This window comes from Lysobacter sp. Root494, assembly GCF_001427225.1.
In the GTDB taxonomy this organism is placed as follows: domain Bacteria; phylum Pseudomonadota; class Gammaproteobacteria; order Xanthomonadales; family Xanthomonadaceae; genus Agrilutibacter.
Genome location: NZ_LMFH01000005.1, coordinates 587,424 through 602,491 on the forward strand (window position 1 = coordinate 587,424; position 15,068 = coordinate 602,491).

Sequence of the window (15,068 nt, forward strand, 5' to 3'; positions counted from 1 at the left end):
GCCGGGCGTACCACGGGCCAAAGCCGCGCGCCGCTGGCCGTGGCGAGCAACGGTTGCTTCAGGGCTGGCGAAGCAACACGCCGTCCTTCATCACCAATACGGGCTGCTGCAGCGCTTCGATCCGCTCGCTTGGATCGCCGGTGAATGCGACGAGATCGGCGCGCAGTCCTGGCGTGATGCGGCCGATGCGGTCCTGTTGACGCAGGATTCCTGCGGCCACGCTGGTGCAGGCACGCAGCGCCTGCGCAGGCGTCATTCCCAGCTTTACCAGCCATGTGGGTTCGCGCCAGTTGTCGCCGTGGCGGAACACGCCCACGTCGCTGCCACAGCCAATGGTCACGCCTGCCGCCAGCGCCCTGCGGAATCCCTGTTCGGCTTCCTGCATCTTCGGCGTCGGCGGCTGGCCCGGTTGGTAGTGATTGAAGTATTGCTCGGTGGCTTCGACGGCCGTCAGCGTCGGCAGGTAGGCGACACCGCGATCGCGCATCCGGCGGAATGTCGCTTCGCTGCCGGCATAACCGTGTTCGATGCTGTCGACGCCGGCTTCGATCGCCATGCGCATGCCCTTGTCGCTGGCGGCGTGCGCAGCCACGGGGCGTCCCGACAGGTGTGCTGCTTCGACGATCGCCTGCAATTCTCCGGCGGTGAACGTCGGTTGCGCGCTGCCTTCGCTGCCGATGCGGTAATCGGCATAAAGTTTGATCCAGTCGGCGCCGCGCCCGGCCTGCTCGCGCACGGCGCGCATGGCTTCCTCGCGGCCAGTGACTTCCTGCGCGCCTTGCGGCAACTCGATGTCGGGACGGAAGCCGCGCGGCGCCGGCCCGTAGCTGCTGCTGGCGACGATGGCGCGAGTCGCGATGAACAGTCGCGGACCGGGAATCAGCCCTTCGTCGATCGCGCGTTTGATCGAGACATCCGCATAACCGGCGCCTTCGGTACCGAGATCGCGCAGCGTGGTGAAGCCGGCCATCAGCGTGTCACGCGCGTGCCTGGCGGCGAGCACCGTCCGATACGCCTCCGGTTCCTTCAATACCTGGTCGTTCCAGGCGGCTTCGTTGTACGGATGCAGGAACAGGTGCGAATGCAGGTCGATGAGGCCGGGCGTCAGCGTGGTGCCCGGCAGGTCGATGCGTCGTGCGCCTGCGGGAACCGAAAGGGTCCGCTCCTCGCCGGCAGCGACGATGACGCCATCGCGTACCAGCACCGCCCAACCCGGATGCGCCGGTGCGTCGTCGCCGGTCCATACCTTGTCCGGACGAAGCAGGAACGTCGAAACCGGTGCGCCCGCATGCGCAGAAAAAACAGCCCCTAGCAGGAGCACGCCAGCGCACACAGTCGCGAGCAAACGCGACATCACAGCTCGCGAAGGTAGTAGGTGTTGCAGCCGCCATGCCCGGTGCGGCCGCGTGGCGTGCCGATGCGCTTGAAGCCGTGGCGCTCGTAGAGCTGGATCGCGTCGTTCATGCCACTCAGCGTTTCCAGGTAGCAGAAGCGGAAGCCGCACGAGCGCGCGGCTTCGAGGCAACGCTTGAGCATTTCGCTGCCGATGCCCTGGCCGCGGACGTGCTTGAGGAAATACATCTTCCGCAACTCGCAGGTGTCCTCGTCGCCACCCGCCAACGGCGCCACGCCGCCACCGCCGACGATCTTGCCTTCGAGTTCCACCACGAAGTAGGCGCTGCGCGGCTGCGAATAAGCACGTTGCATCCAGTCGACTTCCGGATCGTTGATGGCGAATCCATCGCCGATCGCACCGAATTCCGGCATCACGGTGCGGATGATCGCAGCCACGGCCGCATCGTCACGGGGTTCGATGGGTCTGATCTTCCAACGGGACAACATTCAACGGGGCTCCTTGATGGGTGGATACGCAGCTTGCAGTTCTTCCGAGGTCAGCCCGGGTGCGAACAGGAAGCCCTGGCCGACCGTGACGCCGAGGTCCAGCAGGAAGCGGCGCTGGCGTTCGGTTTCGATGCCTTCGGCAACGAGGCCAAGACCAAGACTGCGCGCGATGCCGGTGACGGCCTGGCAGACCGCGACATCGGACGCGCGATCCGGCACCCCCTGCACGAACAGCTGGCTGAGCTTGAGCCCGTGTATCGGCAGGCGGCGCAGGTAATTGAGGGCGCTGTAGCCTTCACCGAAGTCGTCGATCGTGAGCACGATGCCCATGTCGCGAAGCGCGGCGAAGGTACGCACGGTGTCCGGCGCGTCCTCGATCAGCACGCGCTCGGTGAATTCCAGTTCCAGCGCGCTGCCGGGCAGGCCGGATTCGGCGAGGGCGGCGCGCACGTGTCCGGAGAGATCCTCGCCGAGGAACTGGCGATAGGACACGTTCACGGCGATGCGCTCGAGCTGCAGTCCGCGATCGAGCCAGCGGCGCATCTGCTGGCACGCTTCGCGCAGGACCCAGCCGCCGATGCCGACGATGTCGCCGGTGGTTTCGGCATGGCTGATGAAATGATCCGGGCGCATTTCGCCGAGCAGGCGATTGTTCCAGCGGATCAGGGCTTCGGCGCCGACGACCTTGCCGGTTTCGATCTGCACCAGCGGCTGGTAGACGAGGTTGAATTCGTCGTTGATCACCGCGCGGCGCAGGTGGGTTTCCAGTTGCAGGCGTTGCAGCTGCTGCTCGGCGAGTTCGGCGGTGAAAGCCTGCCAGTCGTTGCGGCCACGGCGCTTGCTGGCGTACATCGCGACGTCGGCGTTCTGGATCAGCTGCTGCGCGCGGCGGCCGTCGATCGGCGCCTGGGCAATCCCGATGCTGGCGGTGATGCTGAATTCCTCGCCATCCATGCGGAAGCTTTCCGAGAAGGCCTCGAGGATCGCGTCGGCAAGGCGTTCTGGTCGCGTGGGTTCGTCGCCGATGGAACAGATCACCAGGAACTCGTCGCCGCCGAATCGGGCGATAAGCCCCTCGCTGCCGACCGCACGCTGGATGCGGCGCGAAGCGGCCGAAAGCAGGCGATCGCCCGCGGCATGGCCGAGTACGTCGTTGACGATCTTGAAGCGATCGAGGTCGATATAGAGCACCGCCGCGCGCGCAAGCGTCGCGTCCGACAGGCGTGTCTCGAGTTCTTCCAGCACGGCATCGCGATTGAGCAGGCCCGTCAGCGGATCGGTCCGCGCCTGCACGCGCAGGGTTTCTTCGGCCTGCTTGCGCTCGGTGATGTCCTGCAGCGTACCGGTGACGTGCGTGCTGAGCGGGTCGGCGGTGTCGGCTTCGCCGATCACGCGGACCCAGAACAGATGGCCGTTCGCCTGCCAGCCCTGCAGGTCAAGGTTGAGGCTGCGTCCGTCCGCGAGCGCGTGGTCGAGCGCCGTGCGCAGGCGGCGGCGATCGGGTTCGCGCAGGCAGGCCATCAGCTCGTCGATGGTGACGGGCGAGGGTTCCTGGCCGACGATGCGGCGCGCTTCCTCGGTGAGGTACAGCGTGTTCCGTCCGGTGTCCCATTCCCAGCCACCGATATGCGCGAGCGCCTGCGCACGATCGAACAACGCGCTGTCGCGCTTGAGTTCGGTCACGTCGGAGAACAGCGAGAGCACCTGTTCGGGGCTGCTCGCGCCGGCGGCGAACTGCGGCACGCACGTCACCGACAACCACTTCAGCTGGCGCACGCGCTTGTTGTAGAAGCCGAGCACCGTGCTCTCGACGATCCTGCCGGTCCGCAGGGCATACGTCGCCGGCTGTTCCATCTCGGAAACTTCGCGGCCGTGCTCGTCGAAGGTCTGCCAGTTGTCGGCGCGCAGGTCCTCTTCCAGCGTGGCCCCGTCGCGGATTTCCAGGATGCGCATCGCGGCCGGATTGACGTGGATGATGGTGCCCTGCGCATCGCGGACGACGATGCCCTTGTCGATCGTTTCCATCAGTTCGCGATAGCGCAGCTCCGCTGCATGGCGTCCACTGAGATCGCGCGCGACGGCAACGATGCGCATCTTGCCGTCGATGTTGATGCCCGCCGAATGCACTTCCACCGGAAAGCGCGTCCCGTCGGCGCGCATGTTGGTGACTTCGATGACATAGGTTTCGCCACGGCTCAGCGATTCCCATACCGGACGCAGGTGGTCGCGTGGCAGGTCCGGATTGAGGAACTCGATCGGCTTGCCGACGATTTCATCGAGCGTGCGCTGGTACGCCGCCATGCCGGCCTTGTTGACGTCCAGCACCGTGCCGTCCCAATCGATGATGCTGACCGGATCGGGAACGGCGTCGAAGACTGCGCGGTACCGGCTGCGTTCGACATCGGCGGCCTGGCCGGCTTTGCGCAGTGCATCCCGGGCTTGCAGCAGCAGCGTGCGCACGTACTCCGGCAGGGAAGCATCGCCGCAGGCTTGCTCGAGAGCCGCAAGGGTGGAAGCCGCATCGGTTTCCGATGCCGGTTCGACGACCCTCAACGGCCCCGTGATGTTCATTTCGATCCCATCATGTCGAAAGCAGCGCCTTTCCTGCCTTGCTGCCGGTCTCGCGCCCGAGAAGAGCGGCAAGCCAGCGCCCTGTTTCGGCCAGCCCGTCGAGATCGATCCCGGTCCCGATGCCGAGTCCGTGCAGCATATACACAACGTCTTCGCTGGCGACGTTTCCGCTGGCGCCCTTTGCATACGGGCAGCCGCCGGTTCCCGATACGGCCGAGTCGATCACGGCCACGCCTTCTTCCAGGCAGGCCAGGATGTTCGAAAGCGCCTGGCCGTAGGTGTCGTGGAAATGGACCGCCAGCGAGGACATCGGCACTTCACTGGCGACCGCCTTCAGCATGGCACGCGCCTTGCCCGGTGTGCCCACGCCGATGGTGTCGCCGAGCGAGACTTCGTAGCAGCCCATCGCATGCAGGGCTTTGGCGACGCGCACCACGTCGGTGAGCGGTACTTCGCCCTGGTACGGACAGCCGAGCACGGTGGAAACGTAGCCGCGCACCTTTACGCCGTCGGCTTTTGCACGTTCCATCACCGGTGTGAAGCGGGCGAGCGATTCGTCGATGGTGGCGTTGATGTTGCGCTGGTTGAATGCCTCGGATGCGGCGGTGAAGACCGCAATCTCCTCGACGCCAACCGCACGTGCGCGTCCATAGCCCTGTTCGTTGGGGACCAGCACGGGATAGCTCACGCCCGGTCGTTTGTGGATGCCCGAATACACTTCGGCGGCATCGGCCAGTTGCGGCACCCACTTTGGGCTGACGAAGCTCGTCGCTTCGATGCTGCGCAGTCCCGTCCCCGAGAGGCGATCGATGAGTGCGATCTTGTCTGCGGTCGCGATGGTGGTCTTTTCGTTCTGCAGACCGTCACGCGGACCCACTTCGACGATGCGTACAAGTGCGGGCATGGACATGTCAGGCCTCCAGCGCGACGAGCACCGCGTCGGCCTCGACGAAATCGCCACCGGCCGCGCGCACTTCCTTGACGATGCCGGCACGCGGCGCCTTGAGGCTCAGTTCCATCTTCATCGCTTCGATCACCATGACCTCCTGGCCGGCTTCGACCTGGTCGCCGACTGTGGCGCGCACCATGACCACGCGACCGGGCATCGGTGCGGTGACGCGGTCCGCACCGCTGCCGGCATGGGCCTGCTCGTGACGATACATCGCGACCGGTTCCAGGCTCAGCCGCTTTTCACCATCGTGCACGACAACGCGGCGGCCCTGCTCCAGCACGGTGAAACGGCGCGAGCGGCCATCGATGCGCAGGGTCAGGCTATCGCCTTCAAGGCGTGCACCCGAAAGGGTGGGGGTTGCATCGTTCGATCCAACGCCTTCGATGCGGTACTCACCGTTGCTGCCATGTGTTCGAAGTTCCAGGCGCAGCCCGCGATGCAGGAACGCGAGGCTGCGATGGCCGCCGTGGCCGAGGCGCCAGCCATCCGCGATTGCCCAGGGTGACCCCGGATCGGCCGAAGCCCGCGCCGCAACGCGCGTGGCCCGCTCCTGCGTGAGCAGTTGTACCGTGGTTGCCGCGAGCAGCAGGTCGGTGTCCGCGACCGCCTCGTCGCGTGCCGATGATTGGACGAACTCGTCGAGATGCCGATCGAGATAGCCGGTATCGATCGTGCCCTGGACGACGGCCGGATGGCGGGCGAGACGCTCGAGAAAATCGATGTTCGATTTCGGGCCCGCTATGTCGCATTGGCCCAGCGCATCACGCAGGCGGGCGAGGGCACGCGGGCGATCGCGATCCCAGACGATCAGCTTGGCGATCATCGGGTCGTAGAAGATCGTGACCGTGTCGTGTTCGATCACGCCGGAATCGATGCGGACGTGCGCATCGCCAAGGGGCAGGCGCAGCCGTTCGAGCTTGCCGGAACCCGGCAGGAAGCCGGCTTCCGGATCTTCCGCATACAGCCGCACTTCGATGGCGTGGCCTTCCTGGCGGATGTCTTCCTGCCGCGACGGCAGTGTTTCTCCCGCGGCCACGCGCAGTTGCCATTCGACCAGGTCGAGCCCGGTGACGAATTCCGTTACCGGATGCTCTACCTGCAGGCGCGTGTTGATTTCCATGAAGTAGAAGCGACCGTCCTGGCCGACGATGAATTCCACCGTGCCCGCATTGACATAGTCGATCGCGCGCGCGGCCGCGACGGCTGCGCTGCCCATCGCCTCGCGCAGTTCCTGCGTGAGGAAAACGGAAGGCGACTCTTCCAGCACCTTCTGGTACCGGCGCTGCGCTGAACACTCGCGCTCGTTGAGATGCAGCGTGTGGCCATGCGCATCGGCGAATACCTGGATTTCTATATGGCGCGGCTTCTCGACGTAGCGCTCCAGCAACACGCGGTCGCGGCCGAAGGCGTTGCGCGCTTCGCGCTGGCAGCTTTCGAGATTGGCCGCGAACTCGGCGGCAGAGCGCACGATTCGCATGCCCTTGCCACCGCCCCCATGCGCCGCCTTGATCATCAGCGGATAACCGATCGCGTCGGCCTCGCGTTGCAGCACGTCCGCGGATTGGTCTTCGCCGGTGTATCCCGGCACCACGGGCACACCGGCTGCGTGCATCAGTTCCTTTGCGCCGGCCTTGCTGCCCATCTTGCGCATCGAAGCCGCCTTGGGCCCGATGAAGGCGATGCCTGCCGCTTCCACGGCGTCGGCGAAGTCGGCGTTCTCGCTGAGAAAGCCGTAGCCCGGATGGATCGCCTGCGCGCCGCTGCGTCGGGCGACTTCGATGATCGCATCTCCGCGGAGGTAGGACGCCTGCGGACGAGAACCACCGATGCAATACGCCTCGTCCGCCTGCCGGACGTGCTGTGCATCCGCATCCGCTTCCGAATACACGGCCACGGTGCGAATGCCGAGGCGACGCGCAGTGCGGATCACACGGCAGGCGATTTCGCCGCGGTTCGCGATCAGGATCTTGGAGAACATCGTCATTCCTTGCTGTGGCAGACGGCTTCGATGTTGTGTCCGTCCGGATCCAGCACAAACGCCGCGTAATAGTTCGGGTGATAGCGTAGTCGCAGGCCAGGCGCGCCGTTATCGATGCCACCGGCGGCGACCGCAGCCTTGTGGAAGGCGTCCACGGCCGCGCGTGATTGCGCAGCGAAGGCCACATGGAGCCGGCCACTGGGCGGACGCCCAGCGCCTATCCAGAAGACCGGGCGATCGGCGAACCCGAACCCACTGCCCTGGTGACCATCGCCGTCCTTCCGATCGATCTCGACAACGAGCGACATCCCCAATGGCGCGAGTGCGCCTTCGTAGAAGGCGCGGCTTCGCGCCAGGTCGGTCACGGCGAAGTCGACGTGATCCAGCATCTCAGTTCGGGCCTGTCCAGGACGGCTTGCGTTTTTCGAGAAAGGCGCCGAGCCCTTCCTGTCCCTCGGGCGAAACGCGCAGCTTCGCGATCAGCGCCGCATTGTCGGCATCGAGCCGGTCGCGGTCGGTTTCGCCAGCGACCCGGCGCACCAGGCGCTTGGCCGATGCCGCCGCGATCGGGCCGGCTTTCAGCAGGAAGTCGACCTGGCGTTGCACGGCGCTGTCGAGCGCCGTTGCATTCACCACGTCGTGCAGCAGGCCGATGCGTTGGGCTTCGGCCGCATTAAAGATCTCCGCAGTGGCGAACCATCGCCGTGCCTGGCGCGCGCCGATGGCTTCGATCACATAGGGCGAGATTACGGCGGGCAACAGGCCGAGCTTGCTTTCGGTCAGGCCGAACTTTGCTTCCGGCGTGCCAATCGCGATGTCGCAGCAGGCGACCAGGCCGACGCCGCCGCCAAAGGCCGCGCCGTGCACGCGTGCAATGGTCGGCTTGGGCAGGTCGTCGAGCGTGCGCATCAGGCGGGCGAGGGCGAGGGCGTCCTGGCGGTTGGCTTCTTCGCTTGCCGAGGCCATCCCGCGCATCCAGTTCAGGTCGGCGCCGGCGGAGAAGGATGGGCCTTCGGCTTCGAGGATGACGACGCGGACGGCTTCGTCGCCGCTTGCGGCTTCCAGTGCACCGGTCAACGCCGCAATGAGCACGGCGTCGAACGCGTTGTGCAGATCCGGACGGTTCATGCGCAGCCGGCAGACCGGACCTTCGCGCAGGCTCAACAGGGGATGGCTCATGGGCAGTCCGTGTCGTGAAGCCTGAATGATAGCGAGCAGGACCCGTCCACTGCTTCTCACGGTCCTGTCACGGTGCGCTCGCGCGCCTGCTAGAATGAGAACAATTCCCATTTGTGGCCATGCCAGCCACCGGGTGAACGATCTTGAAGCTCTCCGAACTGCCACGCCGCATCGCCGCCACCGTGGAGCGGGTGGAAGACCAGGTGCCGAACGATGCCATCGCGCGCCGCCTGCGCGAACTCGGCTTTGTCCGCGGCGAACGCGTGGAAGTAATGGCGGCCGGGCCGGTTGCCGCGGAACCATTGCTTGTCCAGATCGGCTTCACCCGTTTCGCGCTGCGCCGCAGTGAGGCGGCCCGCGTGCGGGTCGTTGCCGACAACGGTGCCGTCGAGGTGCCCGCGTGAGCAGCGCGTCCGCCATCCGGCTTGCACTCGTCGGCAACCCGAACTGTGGCAAGACCGCGCTGTTCAACCTGCTGACCGGCAGCCGGCAGAAGGTCGCCAACTACGCGGGCGTCACCGTGGAACGCAAGGAAGGCCGCTTCCACGCGCCTTCGGGCCGGCACTATGCGCTGCTGGATCTTCCCGGTGCCTACAGCCTGCACGCGGCGAGCCTGGACGAGGCGATCACCCGCGATCTCTGCCGCGGCTTCTACCCTGGCGAACCTGCGCCGGACGTCATCGTCTGTGTCGTCGACGCCACCAACCTGAGACTGCATCTGCGCTTCGCGCTCGAAGTGCGCGCGCTCGGCAAGCCGATGGTGGTGGCGGTCAACATGATGGACGCGGCGCGCCGCCGCGGCATCGAAGTTGACCTGGTGGCACTCGAGCGCGAGCTGGGTGTCCCGGTCGTTCCCACGATCGCGGTGCGTCGCGATGGGGCACACGAACTCATCGCCAGGCTCGATGCCGTTACCGAATCGCTGCACGAGCCGCGCGCGCCCCTCCTTAGCGGAAACGGCGCGCTCGAACCCGAAGCGCTGCACGCTGAGACCCGCCGACTGCTGTCGCTCGCCGTGACAATGCCGCGCCGGACCGCCGAGATCGACGACGCACTCGATCGTTGGCTGTTGCATCCGGTCGTCGGATTGCTGTCGCTGGCGGTCGTGATGTTCCTGATCTTCCAGGCCGTGTACGCCTGGGCCACGCCACTGATGGACCTGATCGACGCAGGAACCGCCGCACTAGGTGCATGGGCCGAAGCCACACTGCCGCCGGGCCCACTCAACAGCCTGATTGTGAAGGGGATCATTGCAGGTGTCGGCGGCGTGATCGTGTTCCTGCCGCAGATCCTGATCCTGTTCGCCTTCATCCTTGCGCTGGAAGAGAGCGGTTACCTGCCGCGTGCCGCCTTCCTGCTCGACAAGCTGATGGCGTCCGCCGGCCTGTCGGGACGCTCCTTCATTCCGCTGCTCTCGAGCTTCGCCTGCGCGATTCCGGGCATCATGGCCACGCGATCGATCCAGGATCCGCGCGACCGCCTTGCGACGATCATCGTTGCGCCGCTGATGACGTGTTCGGCGCGGCTGCCGGTGTATGCGTTGCTGATCGGTGCCTTCATTCCGCAGCAGAAGGTCGGGTTGTTCAACCTGCAGGGCCTGGTGCTGTTCGCGTTGTACGCGGCCGGCATCGCGAGTGCGCTGGCCGTGGCCTGGGTGATGAAGAAGTGGCGTCGCGACAAGAACGAACACGTGTTGCTGCTGGAACTTCCCTCGTACCGTTTTCCCCACCCACGCGATCTGGCACTGGGCTTGTGGGAACGCGCGGCGATCTTCCTCAAGCGCGTGGGCGGCATCATCCTCGCGTTGACCGTGCTGCTGTGGGTGCTGTTGTATTTTCCGAACGGTGGTGGCGACGTCACGCAGAGCTTCGCCGGTCATATCGGCCGTGCGATGACTGCGGTGTTCTCGCCGATCGGTTTCAACTGGCAGATCTGCATCGCACTCATCCCGGGCCTTGCGGCGCGCGAGGTAGCGGTTTCATCACTGGCGACCGTCTACGCGCTGTCAGCTGCCGATGATGCCGCCGCCGCCCAGGCGTTGGCGCCCTTGATCACGCATGACTGGTCGCTGGCGACCGCGCTGTCGCTGCTTGTCTGGTACATCTACGCGCCGCAGTGCATCTCCACGCTTGCGACCATCAAACGCGAGACGCAGTCGTGGAAGCAGGTGGGCATGAGCGCCGGTTACCTGTTCGGGCTGGCCTATCTCGCTTCGCTGATTACCTATCAGGTCGCGGTCGCGCTGGGGGCTGGCTGATGGACGCCGGCGTGCTCGCGCAATACACAATGATCGCGATCGCGGTGCTGCTGAGCATCGTATTCGTCGCCAAGAAGCAGTTTCCCGCTGGCGTGCGCCGGCTGCGTATCGTTTGCGCGGTGCCGCTGGTGCGCGAGGGAAGGAATCCATGGCTGCAGCGAATGGGCCGATGGCTTGCGCCTGCACCGGTGTCCAATGCCGGCGACTGCGGCGGATGCACCAGTTGCGACACGGGCAAATAAATGCCGGGAAGTACCCGGCATGTGCTTATGTTGAATTGACATCGCGTGCATGAGGCGAGCGCGAGCGCAGCACAAGCCTCAGTGTCTGCGTCTTGCCTTACTGCCCGTCGCTTCCGTCATCTCGACCGCGAGCGTGAACGTACGTTGCTCATCGGCGTACAAGGCGCCGACACCGATCACCTGACGCGCGACTTCCTCGCCGCGCTCGTTCTTGATGGACACCACCATCGAGTATTCCCACGCCACTTCACCCGCCGGCGGCGAGATCGTGCCTTCGACATGCAGGGGCGAGATCTTTGCTTTTGCCCCTGCAATCGCGGATTCGTCGAAGCGCAGGTGGTGCCGGCACGCCGGACAGACGCTGGCGCTCTCCAGGATGATGGTCTTGCAGTGCGGGCACGTCCGGGTTGCTCCCGGCATGCCCGGACGCGGGGTGCTCATGACGCCGCGCCAGGCTCCGCGGTGCCGTTGGTGGACTTGGTGCCCTTGCCTTCGCCACCGAAGTCGATCTGGCCCTTCATGCGCGAGCCGGCTGCCACCGTAAGCGTTTCGGCCTTGAGATCGCCGACCATCACGCCGCTGGAAAGCAGTTCGACGCGCTGCGCGGCTTCGATGTTGCCTTCGAGTTCGCCAGCGATGACGACCTTGCGCGCGCGCACGCCGCCATTGAGCTTGGCGCCGACTTCGATGGTGAGATCGCCCTGCACGTGCACGTCGCCCTTGAAGCGGCCCGCAATGCGGATGTGACCGGCACCTTCGATCTTGCCTTCGATGGTGAGGTCGGAGGCGATCAGCGATTCCTTGCCGTCGCTGCGCTCGGCTGGTGCCGCACGCGAAACAGGCGCAGGAGCGACGGGGCTGAATTCGTTCGGATCGGGCTCACGCTTGAGCGCAGTTTCCGGGGATTTGATCGGTTCCGGCGGCGCCGGAATATCGCGCTTGGGTGCGGAAGGCTGGTTGAAAATCGCCATGACGCGGACTCCTCTGTGGGGGGACAGGAATAGTCGAAATGCGGGTTTTCGAGCCTATCACGCGATAGCTGTGGTCGCGCTGTGACACGGTGCAGCAAAAGCCGGCGCTCGCAGGAAATGCTGGAGACGAGGCGAAAGCGTTCAGGTACTCAAGCGGATCCGAGTAAAGCCAGCTGCGCGTGAGTTACATGCGGAACACGCCAAAACGCGTGCGATCCCCGATCGGTGCATTGAGACTGGCGGATATCGCGAGACCCAGCACGCGACGGGTATCGACCGGATCGATGATGCCGTCATCCCACAGGCGTGCCGTCGCGTAGTACGGATTGCCCTGCGTTTCGTACTGTTCCCGGATCGGCGACTTGAACGCTTCTTCGTCCCCGGCCGTCCATACCTTGCCTGCAGCTTCGAGACCGTCGCGTTTCACGGTGGCGAGCACCGATGCGGCCTGCTCGCCGCCCATGACGCTGATGCGCGCGTTAGGCCACATCCAGAGAAAGCGCGCTCCGTACGCGCGACCACACATCGCATAGTTGCCGGCGCCGAAACTTCCGCCGATCACCACGGTGAACTTCGGCACGTGCGAGCACGCCACGGCAGTCACCATCTTCGCGCCATCCTTTGCAATGCCTGCGTTTTCGTATTTGCGTCCGACCATGAAGCCGGTGATGTTCTGCAGGAACACCAGCGGGATGCCGCGCTGGTTGCACAGCTCGATGAAGTGCGCGCCCTTGAGCGCGGATTCGGCGAAGAGGATGCCGTTGTTGGCGACGATGCCCACTGGATAGCCGTGCAGGTGCGCGAAGCCGGTCACCAGGGTCTTGCCGTAGCGCGCCTTGAATTCCTGGAACTCGCTGCCGTCCACGACGCGCGCGATGACTTCGCGGATGTCGAAGGGACGGCGGGTGTCTTTCGGAACGATGCCGTAGAGTTCTTCGGCTGGATACAGCGGTTCGCATGACGGTCGCGCGGCAACGGGCAGCGTCTTCGAGCGATTGAACGTACCGACGATGTCGCGTGCGATCTGCAGCGCGTGCCGGTCGTCTTCGGCGAAGTGATCGGCGACTCCGGAAACGGAGGTGTGCACGTCCGCGCCGCCCAAAGCCTCCGCATCCACGACTTCGCCGGTCGCGGCTCTCACCAGTGGCGGACCACCGAGGAAGATCGTGCCCTGTTCCTTGACGATGATCGATTCGTCGCACATCGCAGGAACGTATGCGCCGCCCGCAGTGCAAGATCCCATCACCACGGCGACCTGGGGAATGTTTTCCGCACTCATGCGGGCCTGGTTGTAGAAGATCCGGCCGAAGTGTTCCTTGTCAGGGAATACTTCATCCTGCAGCGGCAGGAATGCGCCGCCGGAATCGACCAGGTAGATGCATGGCAGCTGGTTCTCGCGTGCGACTTCCTGCGCGCGCAGATGCTTTTTGACCGTCATCGGAAAGTAGGTGCCGCCCTTGACGGTTGCGTCGTTGGCGACGATCACCACTTCCTGTCCCATCACGCGTCCGATTCCGCAGACCATGCCCGCCGCAGGTGCTGCATCGTCGTACATGCCTTCGGCGGCGAGCGGGGCGATTTCCAGGAAGGGCGAACCCGGATCGAGCAGGGCGGTGATGCGGTCGCGCGCGAGCAGCTTGCCGCGCTCGGTATGCTTCAGTCGCGCCTTCTCGCCTCCGCCGCTGGCTGCGCGGGCGAGGCGGGTATCGAGTTCTTCGACAAGCGCACGGTGATACGTGGCGTTGTCCTGGAACTCCTGCGAGCGGGGGTCTAGCTGGGAAGTAAGCGCGGGCATCGGTGGGCTGCGGCGAAAGACGCGGCATCAAACCACACCGGGGCGAGGAGAGTCACGCTGGAATGCGCCGGGTCGGAATCTTGAAACCGGCTGTGTCATTCAACTTGGGCAAAAAAGAAGGCCCGCTTTCGCGGGCCTTCCAGTGTTGCTTGCGAAGTCGCTATTACTTCTTGACTTCTTCGGCAGCAGCGTCGGCCTTGTCGGCCGTGGCAGCGGCGGCGTCGGCCGTAGCGGCAGCGGCGTCAGCAGCAGCGTCGGCGGTCGTGGCGGCAGCGTCGGTCGCGGCAGCGGCAGCAGCGTCACCGGCCTGAGCAGCAGCGTCGGTGGTGGCGGTAGCGGCAGCGTCGGTGGCAGCAGCAGCGGCATCGCCAGCGGCGGTGGCAGCGTCACCAGCAGCGGTGGCGGCGTCGGTAGCAGCGGCCTGGGCCTGGTCGGCGGCGGCAGCGGCTTCATCGGACTTGTTGCAGGCCGACAGGGCGAGGACCGCAGCGGCGAGGAGGACGTAGAGCTTGGTGTTCATGGATGTCTCCGAGGAGTTGTCTGAAAAACTAGGTTTACCGTCAGGCAACGCCAGTGCGCGCAGCGATCCGGCAAGGAGCCGGCTTCCTATCGTTCACTGACCCACATGGAAAGAGCCGCCGGCAAGCCGACGGCCCTTCCCTGTTCACTCTAACAGATTCAGCCTGTTAAGGAAGATCTGTTACTTCTTTTCTTCGGTAGCTTCTTCCGCGGTGTCCGCAGCCTGCTTCGCGGTGTCGGCAGCCTCTTCGGCCGTGTCGGCAGCCGTGTCGGCAGCGGCATTGGTCGGAGCGGTGGCGGCGGCGTCAGCCGAAGTGGCAGCGGCGTCAGCGGCCTGGGCGGCAGCGTCGGCAGCCTGCTGGGCCGCATCGCCAGCCGCCTGGTCACCGGTGGCAGCCGCGGTATCTGCGGAAGCCTGGGCGTCGGTGGCGGCAGCAGAGGCGTCAGCAGCCGCTTCTTCGGCCTGGTTCTGGTTCGAGCACGCGGCCAGAGCGAAGCCCAGAGCCAGGGCGATCAGCGCCTTATTGAAAGTCATGTTCGTTTCCTCGTCGTGGAATGGGTCAACGCGCAGGGAGCGCGTCAGCAACATGATGACAAGGCCGCTACCCGTGTCAAGCGGGAGGCCGTCTTTATTTCGTTATTACGTTGTTAGCCGCTCGGACGCATTCAGAAGCATCACGGCTGCGTAAAACGATCGTTATGTTTTTCACCTCATTTGCACATTGCCATGCGTGTGGCGCGCACGAACTACGCATGGCATGC

General features: G+C 65.2%; 15 protein-coding genes. 3 read left to right on the forward strand and 12 right to left on the reverse strand.

Annotated features, from left to right (window positions below; all coding sequences use genetic code 11):
• Window positions 1–58: 58 nt before the first annotated feature.
• The 7 genes from ASD14_RS06015 to ASD14_RS06045 are packed head-to-tail and all read right to left on the reverse strand — an operon-like array spanning window position 59 to window position 8,522.
• Window positions 59–1,354, reverse strand: coding sequence for an amidohydrolase family protein (locus ASD14_RS06015; protein ID WP_056130431.1), 1,296 nt, complete (start codon window positions 1,352–1,354; stop codon window positions 59–61).
• The gene (locus ASD14_RS06020; RefSeq protein WP_056130434.1) at window positions 1,354–1,842 is read right to left on the reverse strand and encodes a GNAT family N-acetyltransferase; all 489 of its coding nucleotides are present in this window, start codon (window positions 1,840–1,842) and stop codon (window positions 1,354–1,356) included. The genes ASD14_RS06015 and ASD14_RS06020 overlap by 1 nt, the downstream gene beginning before the upstream one ends.
• Entirely contained in the window at window positions 1,843–4,413 is a 2,571-nt protein-coding gene (locus ASD14_RS06025; RefSeq protein ID WP_056130437.1) for an EAL domain-containing protein, read from the reverse strand. It lies immediately after the preceding gene.
• A gap of 10 nt (window positions 4,414–4,423) precedes the next feature.
• On the reverse strand, window positions 4,424–5,317 hold the full coding sequence (locus ASD14_RS06030; RefSeq protein ID WP_056132171.1) for a hydroxymethylglutaryl-CoA lyase: 894 nt from the start codon (window positions 5,315–5,317) through the stop codon (window positions 4,424–4,426).
• 7 nt (window positions 5,318–5,324) lie between these two features.
• Window positions 5,325–7,343: an acetyl/propionyl/methylcrotonyl-CoA carboxylase subunit alpha gene (locus tag ASD14_RS06035; protein ID WP_056132173.1), complete on the reverse strand. Its 2,019-nt coding sequence runs from the start codon at window positions 7,341–7,343 to the stop codon at window positions 5,325–5,327.
• Between the two features lie 2 nt (window positions 7,344–7,345).
• Complete coding sequence (locus ASD14_RS06040) at window positions 7,346–7,732, reverse strand: VOC family protein (protein ID WP_056130440.1); 387 nt, start codon at window positions 7,730–7,732, stop codon at window positions 7,346–7,348.
• 1 nt (window position 7,733) lies between these two features.
• The gene (locus ASD14_RS06045) at window positions 7,734–8,522 is read right to left on the reverse strand and encodes an enoyl-CoA hydratase/isomerase family protein (protein WP_056130443.1); all 789 of its coding nucleotides are present in this window, start codon (window positions 8,520–8,522) and stop codon (window positions 7,734–7,736) included.
• Between the two features lie 143 nt (window positions 8,523–8,665).
• Between ASD14_RS06045 and ASD14_RS06050 the strand changes: the two genes are divergently transcribed.
• Genes ASD14_RS06050 through ASD14_RS06060 form a run of 3 tightly spaced genes read left to right on the forward strand, consistent with a single transcriptional unit; the run spans window position 8,666 to window position 11,021 of the window.
• Entirely contained in the window at window positions 8,666–8,926 is a 261-nt protein-coding gene (locus ASD14_RS06050) for a FeoA family protein (RefSeq protein ID WP_056130446.1), read from the forward strand.
• Window positions 8,923–10,779, forward strand: coding sequence for a ferrous iron transport protein B (gene feoB, locus ASD14_RS06055; RefSeq protein WP_056130449.1), 1,857 nt, complete (start codon window positions 8,923–8,925; stop codon window positions 10,777–10,779). Before ASD14_RS06050 ends, feoB begins: the two co-directional genes overlap by 4 nt.
• Window positions 10,779–11,021, forward strand: coding sequence for a DUF6587 family protein (locus ASD14_RS06060; protein WP_056130451.1), 243 nt, complete (start codon window positions 10,779–10,781; stop codon window positions 11,019–11,021). The genes feoB and ASD14_RS06060 overlap by 1 nt, the downstream gene beginning before the upstream one ends.
• Window positions 11,022–11,099: 78 nt before the next feature.
• Here ASD14_RS06060 and ASD14_RS06065 read toward each other — a convergent pair whose 3' ends face one another.
• The 5 genes from ASD14_RS06065 to ASD14_RS06085 form a co-directional block, all read right to left on the reverse strand.
• Window positions 11,100–11,462, reverse strand: a complete 363-nt coding sequence (locus ASD14_RS06065) for a hypothetical protein (RefSeq protein ID WP_056130455.1) — start codon at window positions 11,460–11,462, stop codon at window positions 11,100–11,102.
• Window positions 11,459–11,992, reverse strand: coding sequence for a polymer-forming cytoskeletal protein (locus tag ASD14_RS06070; protein ID WP_056130460.1), 534 nt, complete (start codon window positions 11,990–11,992; stop codon window positions 11,459–11,461). Before ASD14_RS06070 ends, ASD14_RS06065 begins: the two co-directional genes overlap by 4 nt.
• Window positions 11,993–12,176: 184 nt before the next feature.
• The gene (locus tag ASD14_RS06075) at window positions 12,177–13,787 is read right to left on the reverse strand and encodes a carboxyl transferase domain-containing protein (RefSeq protein WP_056130463.1); all 1,611 of its coding nucleotides are present in this window, start codon (window positions 13,785–13,787) and stop codon (window positions 12,177–12,179) included.
• Window positions 13,788–13,950: 163 nt separating this feature from the next.
• A complete protein-coding gene (locus tag ASD14_RS06080; protein ID WP_056130466.1) occupies window positions 13,951–14,307 on the reverse strand; it encodes a hypothetical protein in 357 nt (118 codons plus the stop codon).
• Window positions 14,308–14,487: 180 nt separating this feature from the next.
• Entirely contained in the window at window positions 14,488–14,895 is a 408-nt protein-coding gene (locus tag ASD14_RS06085) for a hypothetical protein (protein WP_235565317.1), read from the reverse strand.
• Window positions 14,896–15,068 lie beyond the last annotated feature (173 nt).

Excerpts from the sequence above, each read along its gene's own strand:
- ASD14_RS06015 (WP_056130431.1), bottom strand. The coding sequence starts at position 1,354 with ATGTCGCGTTTGCTCGCGACTGTGTGCGCTGGCGTGCTCCTGCTAGGG.
- ASD14_RS06020 (WP_056130434.1), bottom strand. The coding sequence starts at position 1,842 with ATGTTGTCCCGTTGGAAGATCAGACCCATCGAACCCCGTGACGATGCG.
- ASD14_RS06025 (WP_056130437.1), bottom strand. The coding sequence starts at position 4,413 with ATGAACATCACGGGGCCGTTGAGGGTCGTCGAACCGGCATCGGAAACC.
- ASD14_RS06030 (WP_056132171.1), bottom strand. The coding sequence starts at position 5,317 with ATGCCCGCACTTGTACGCATCGTCGAAGTGGGTCCGCGTGACGGTCTG.
- ASD14_RS06035 (WP_056132173.1), bottom strand. The coding sequence starts at position 7,343 with ATGTTCTCCAAGATCCTGATCGCGAACCGCGGCGAAATCGCCTGCCGT.
- ASD14_RS06040 (WP_056130440.1), bottom strand. The coding sequence starts at position 7,732 with ATGCTGGATCACGTCGACTTCGCCGTGACCGACCTGGCGCGAAGCCGC.
- ASD14_RS06045 (WP_056130443.1), bottom strand. The coding sequence starts at position 8,522 with ATGAGCCATCCCCTGTTGAGCCTGCGCGAAGGTCCGGTCTGCCGGCTG.
- ASD14_RS06060 (WP_056130451.1), top strand. The coding sequence starts at position 10,779 with ATGGACGCCGGCGTGCTCGCGCAATACACAATGATCGCGATCGCGGTG.
- ASD14_RS06065 (WP_056130455.1), bottom strand. The coding sequence starts at position 11,462 with ATGAGCACCCCGCGTCCGGGCATGCCGGGAGCAACCCGGACGTGCCCG.
- ASD14_RS06070 (WP_056130460.1), bottom strand. The coding sequence starts at position 11,992 with ATGGCGATTTTCAACCAGCCTTCCGCACCCAAGCGCGATATTCCGGCG.
- ASD14_RS06075 (WP_056130463.1), bottom strand. The coding sequence starts at position 13,787 with ATGCCCGCGCTTACTTCCCAGCTAGACCCCCGCTCGCAGGAGTTCCAG.
- ASD14_RS06080 (WP_056130466.1), bottom strand. The coding sequence starts at position 14,307 with ATGAACACCAAGCTCTACGTCCTCCTCGCCGCTGCGGTCCTCGCCCTG.
- ASD14_RS06085 (WP_235565317.1), bottom strand. The coding sequence starts at position 14,895 with ATGTTGCTGACGCGCTCCCTGCGCGTTGACCCATTCCACGACGAGGAA.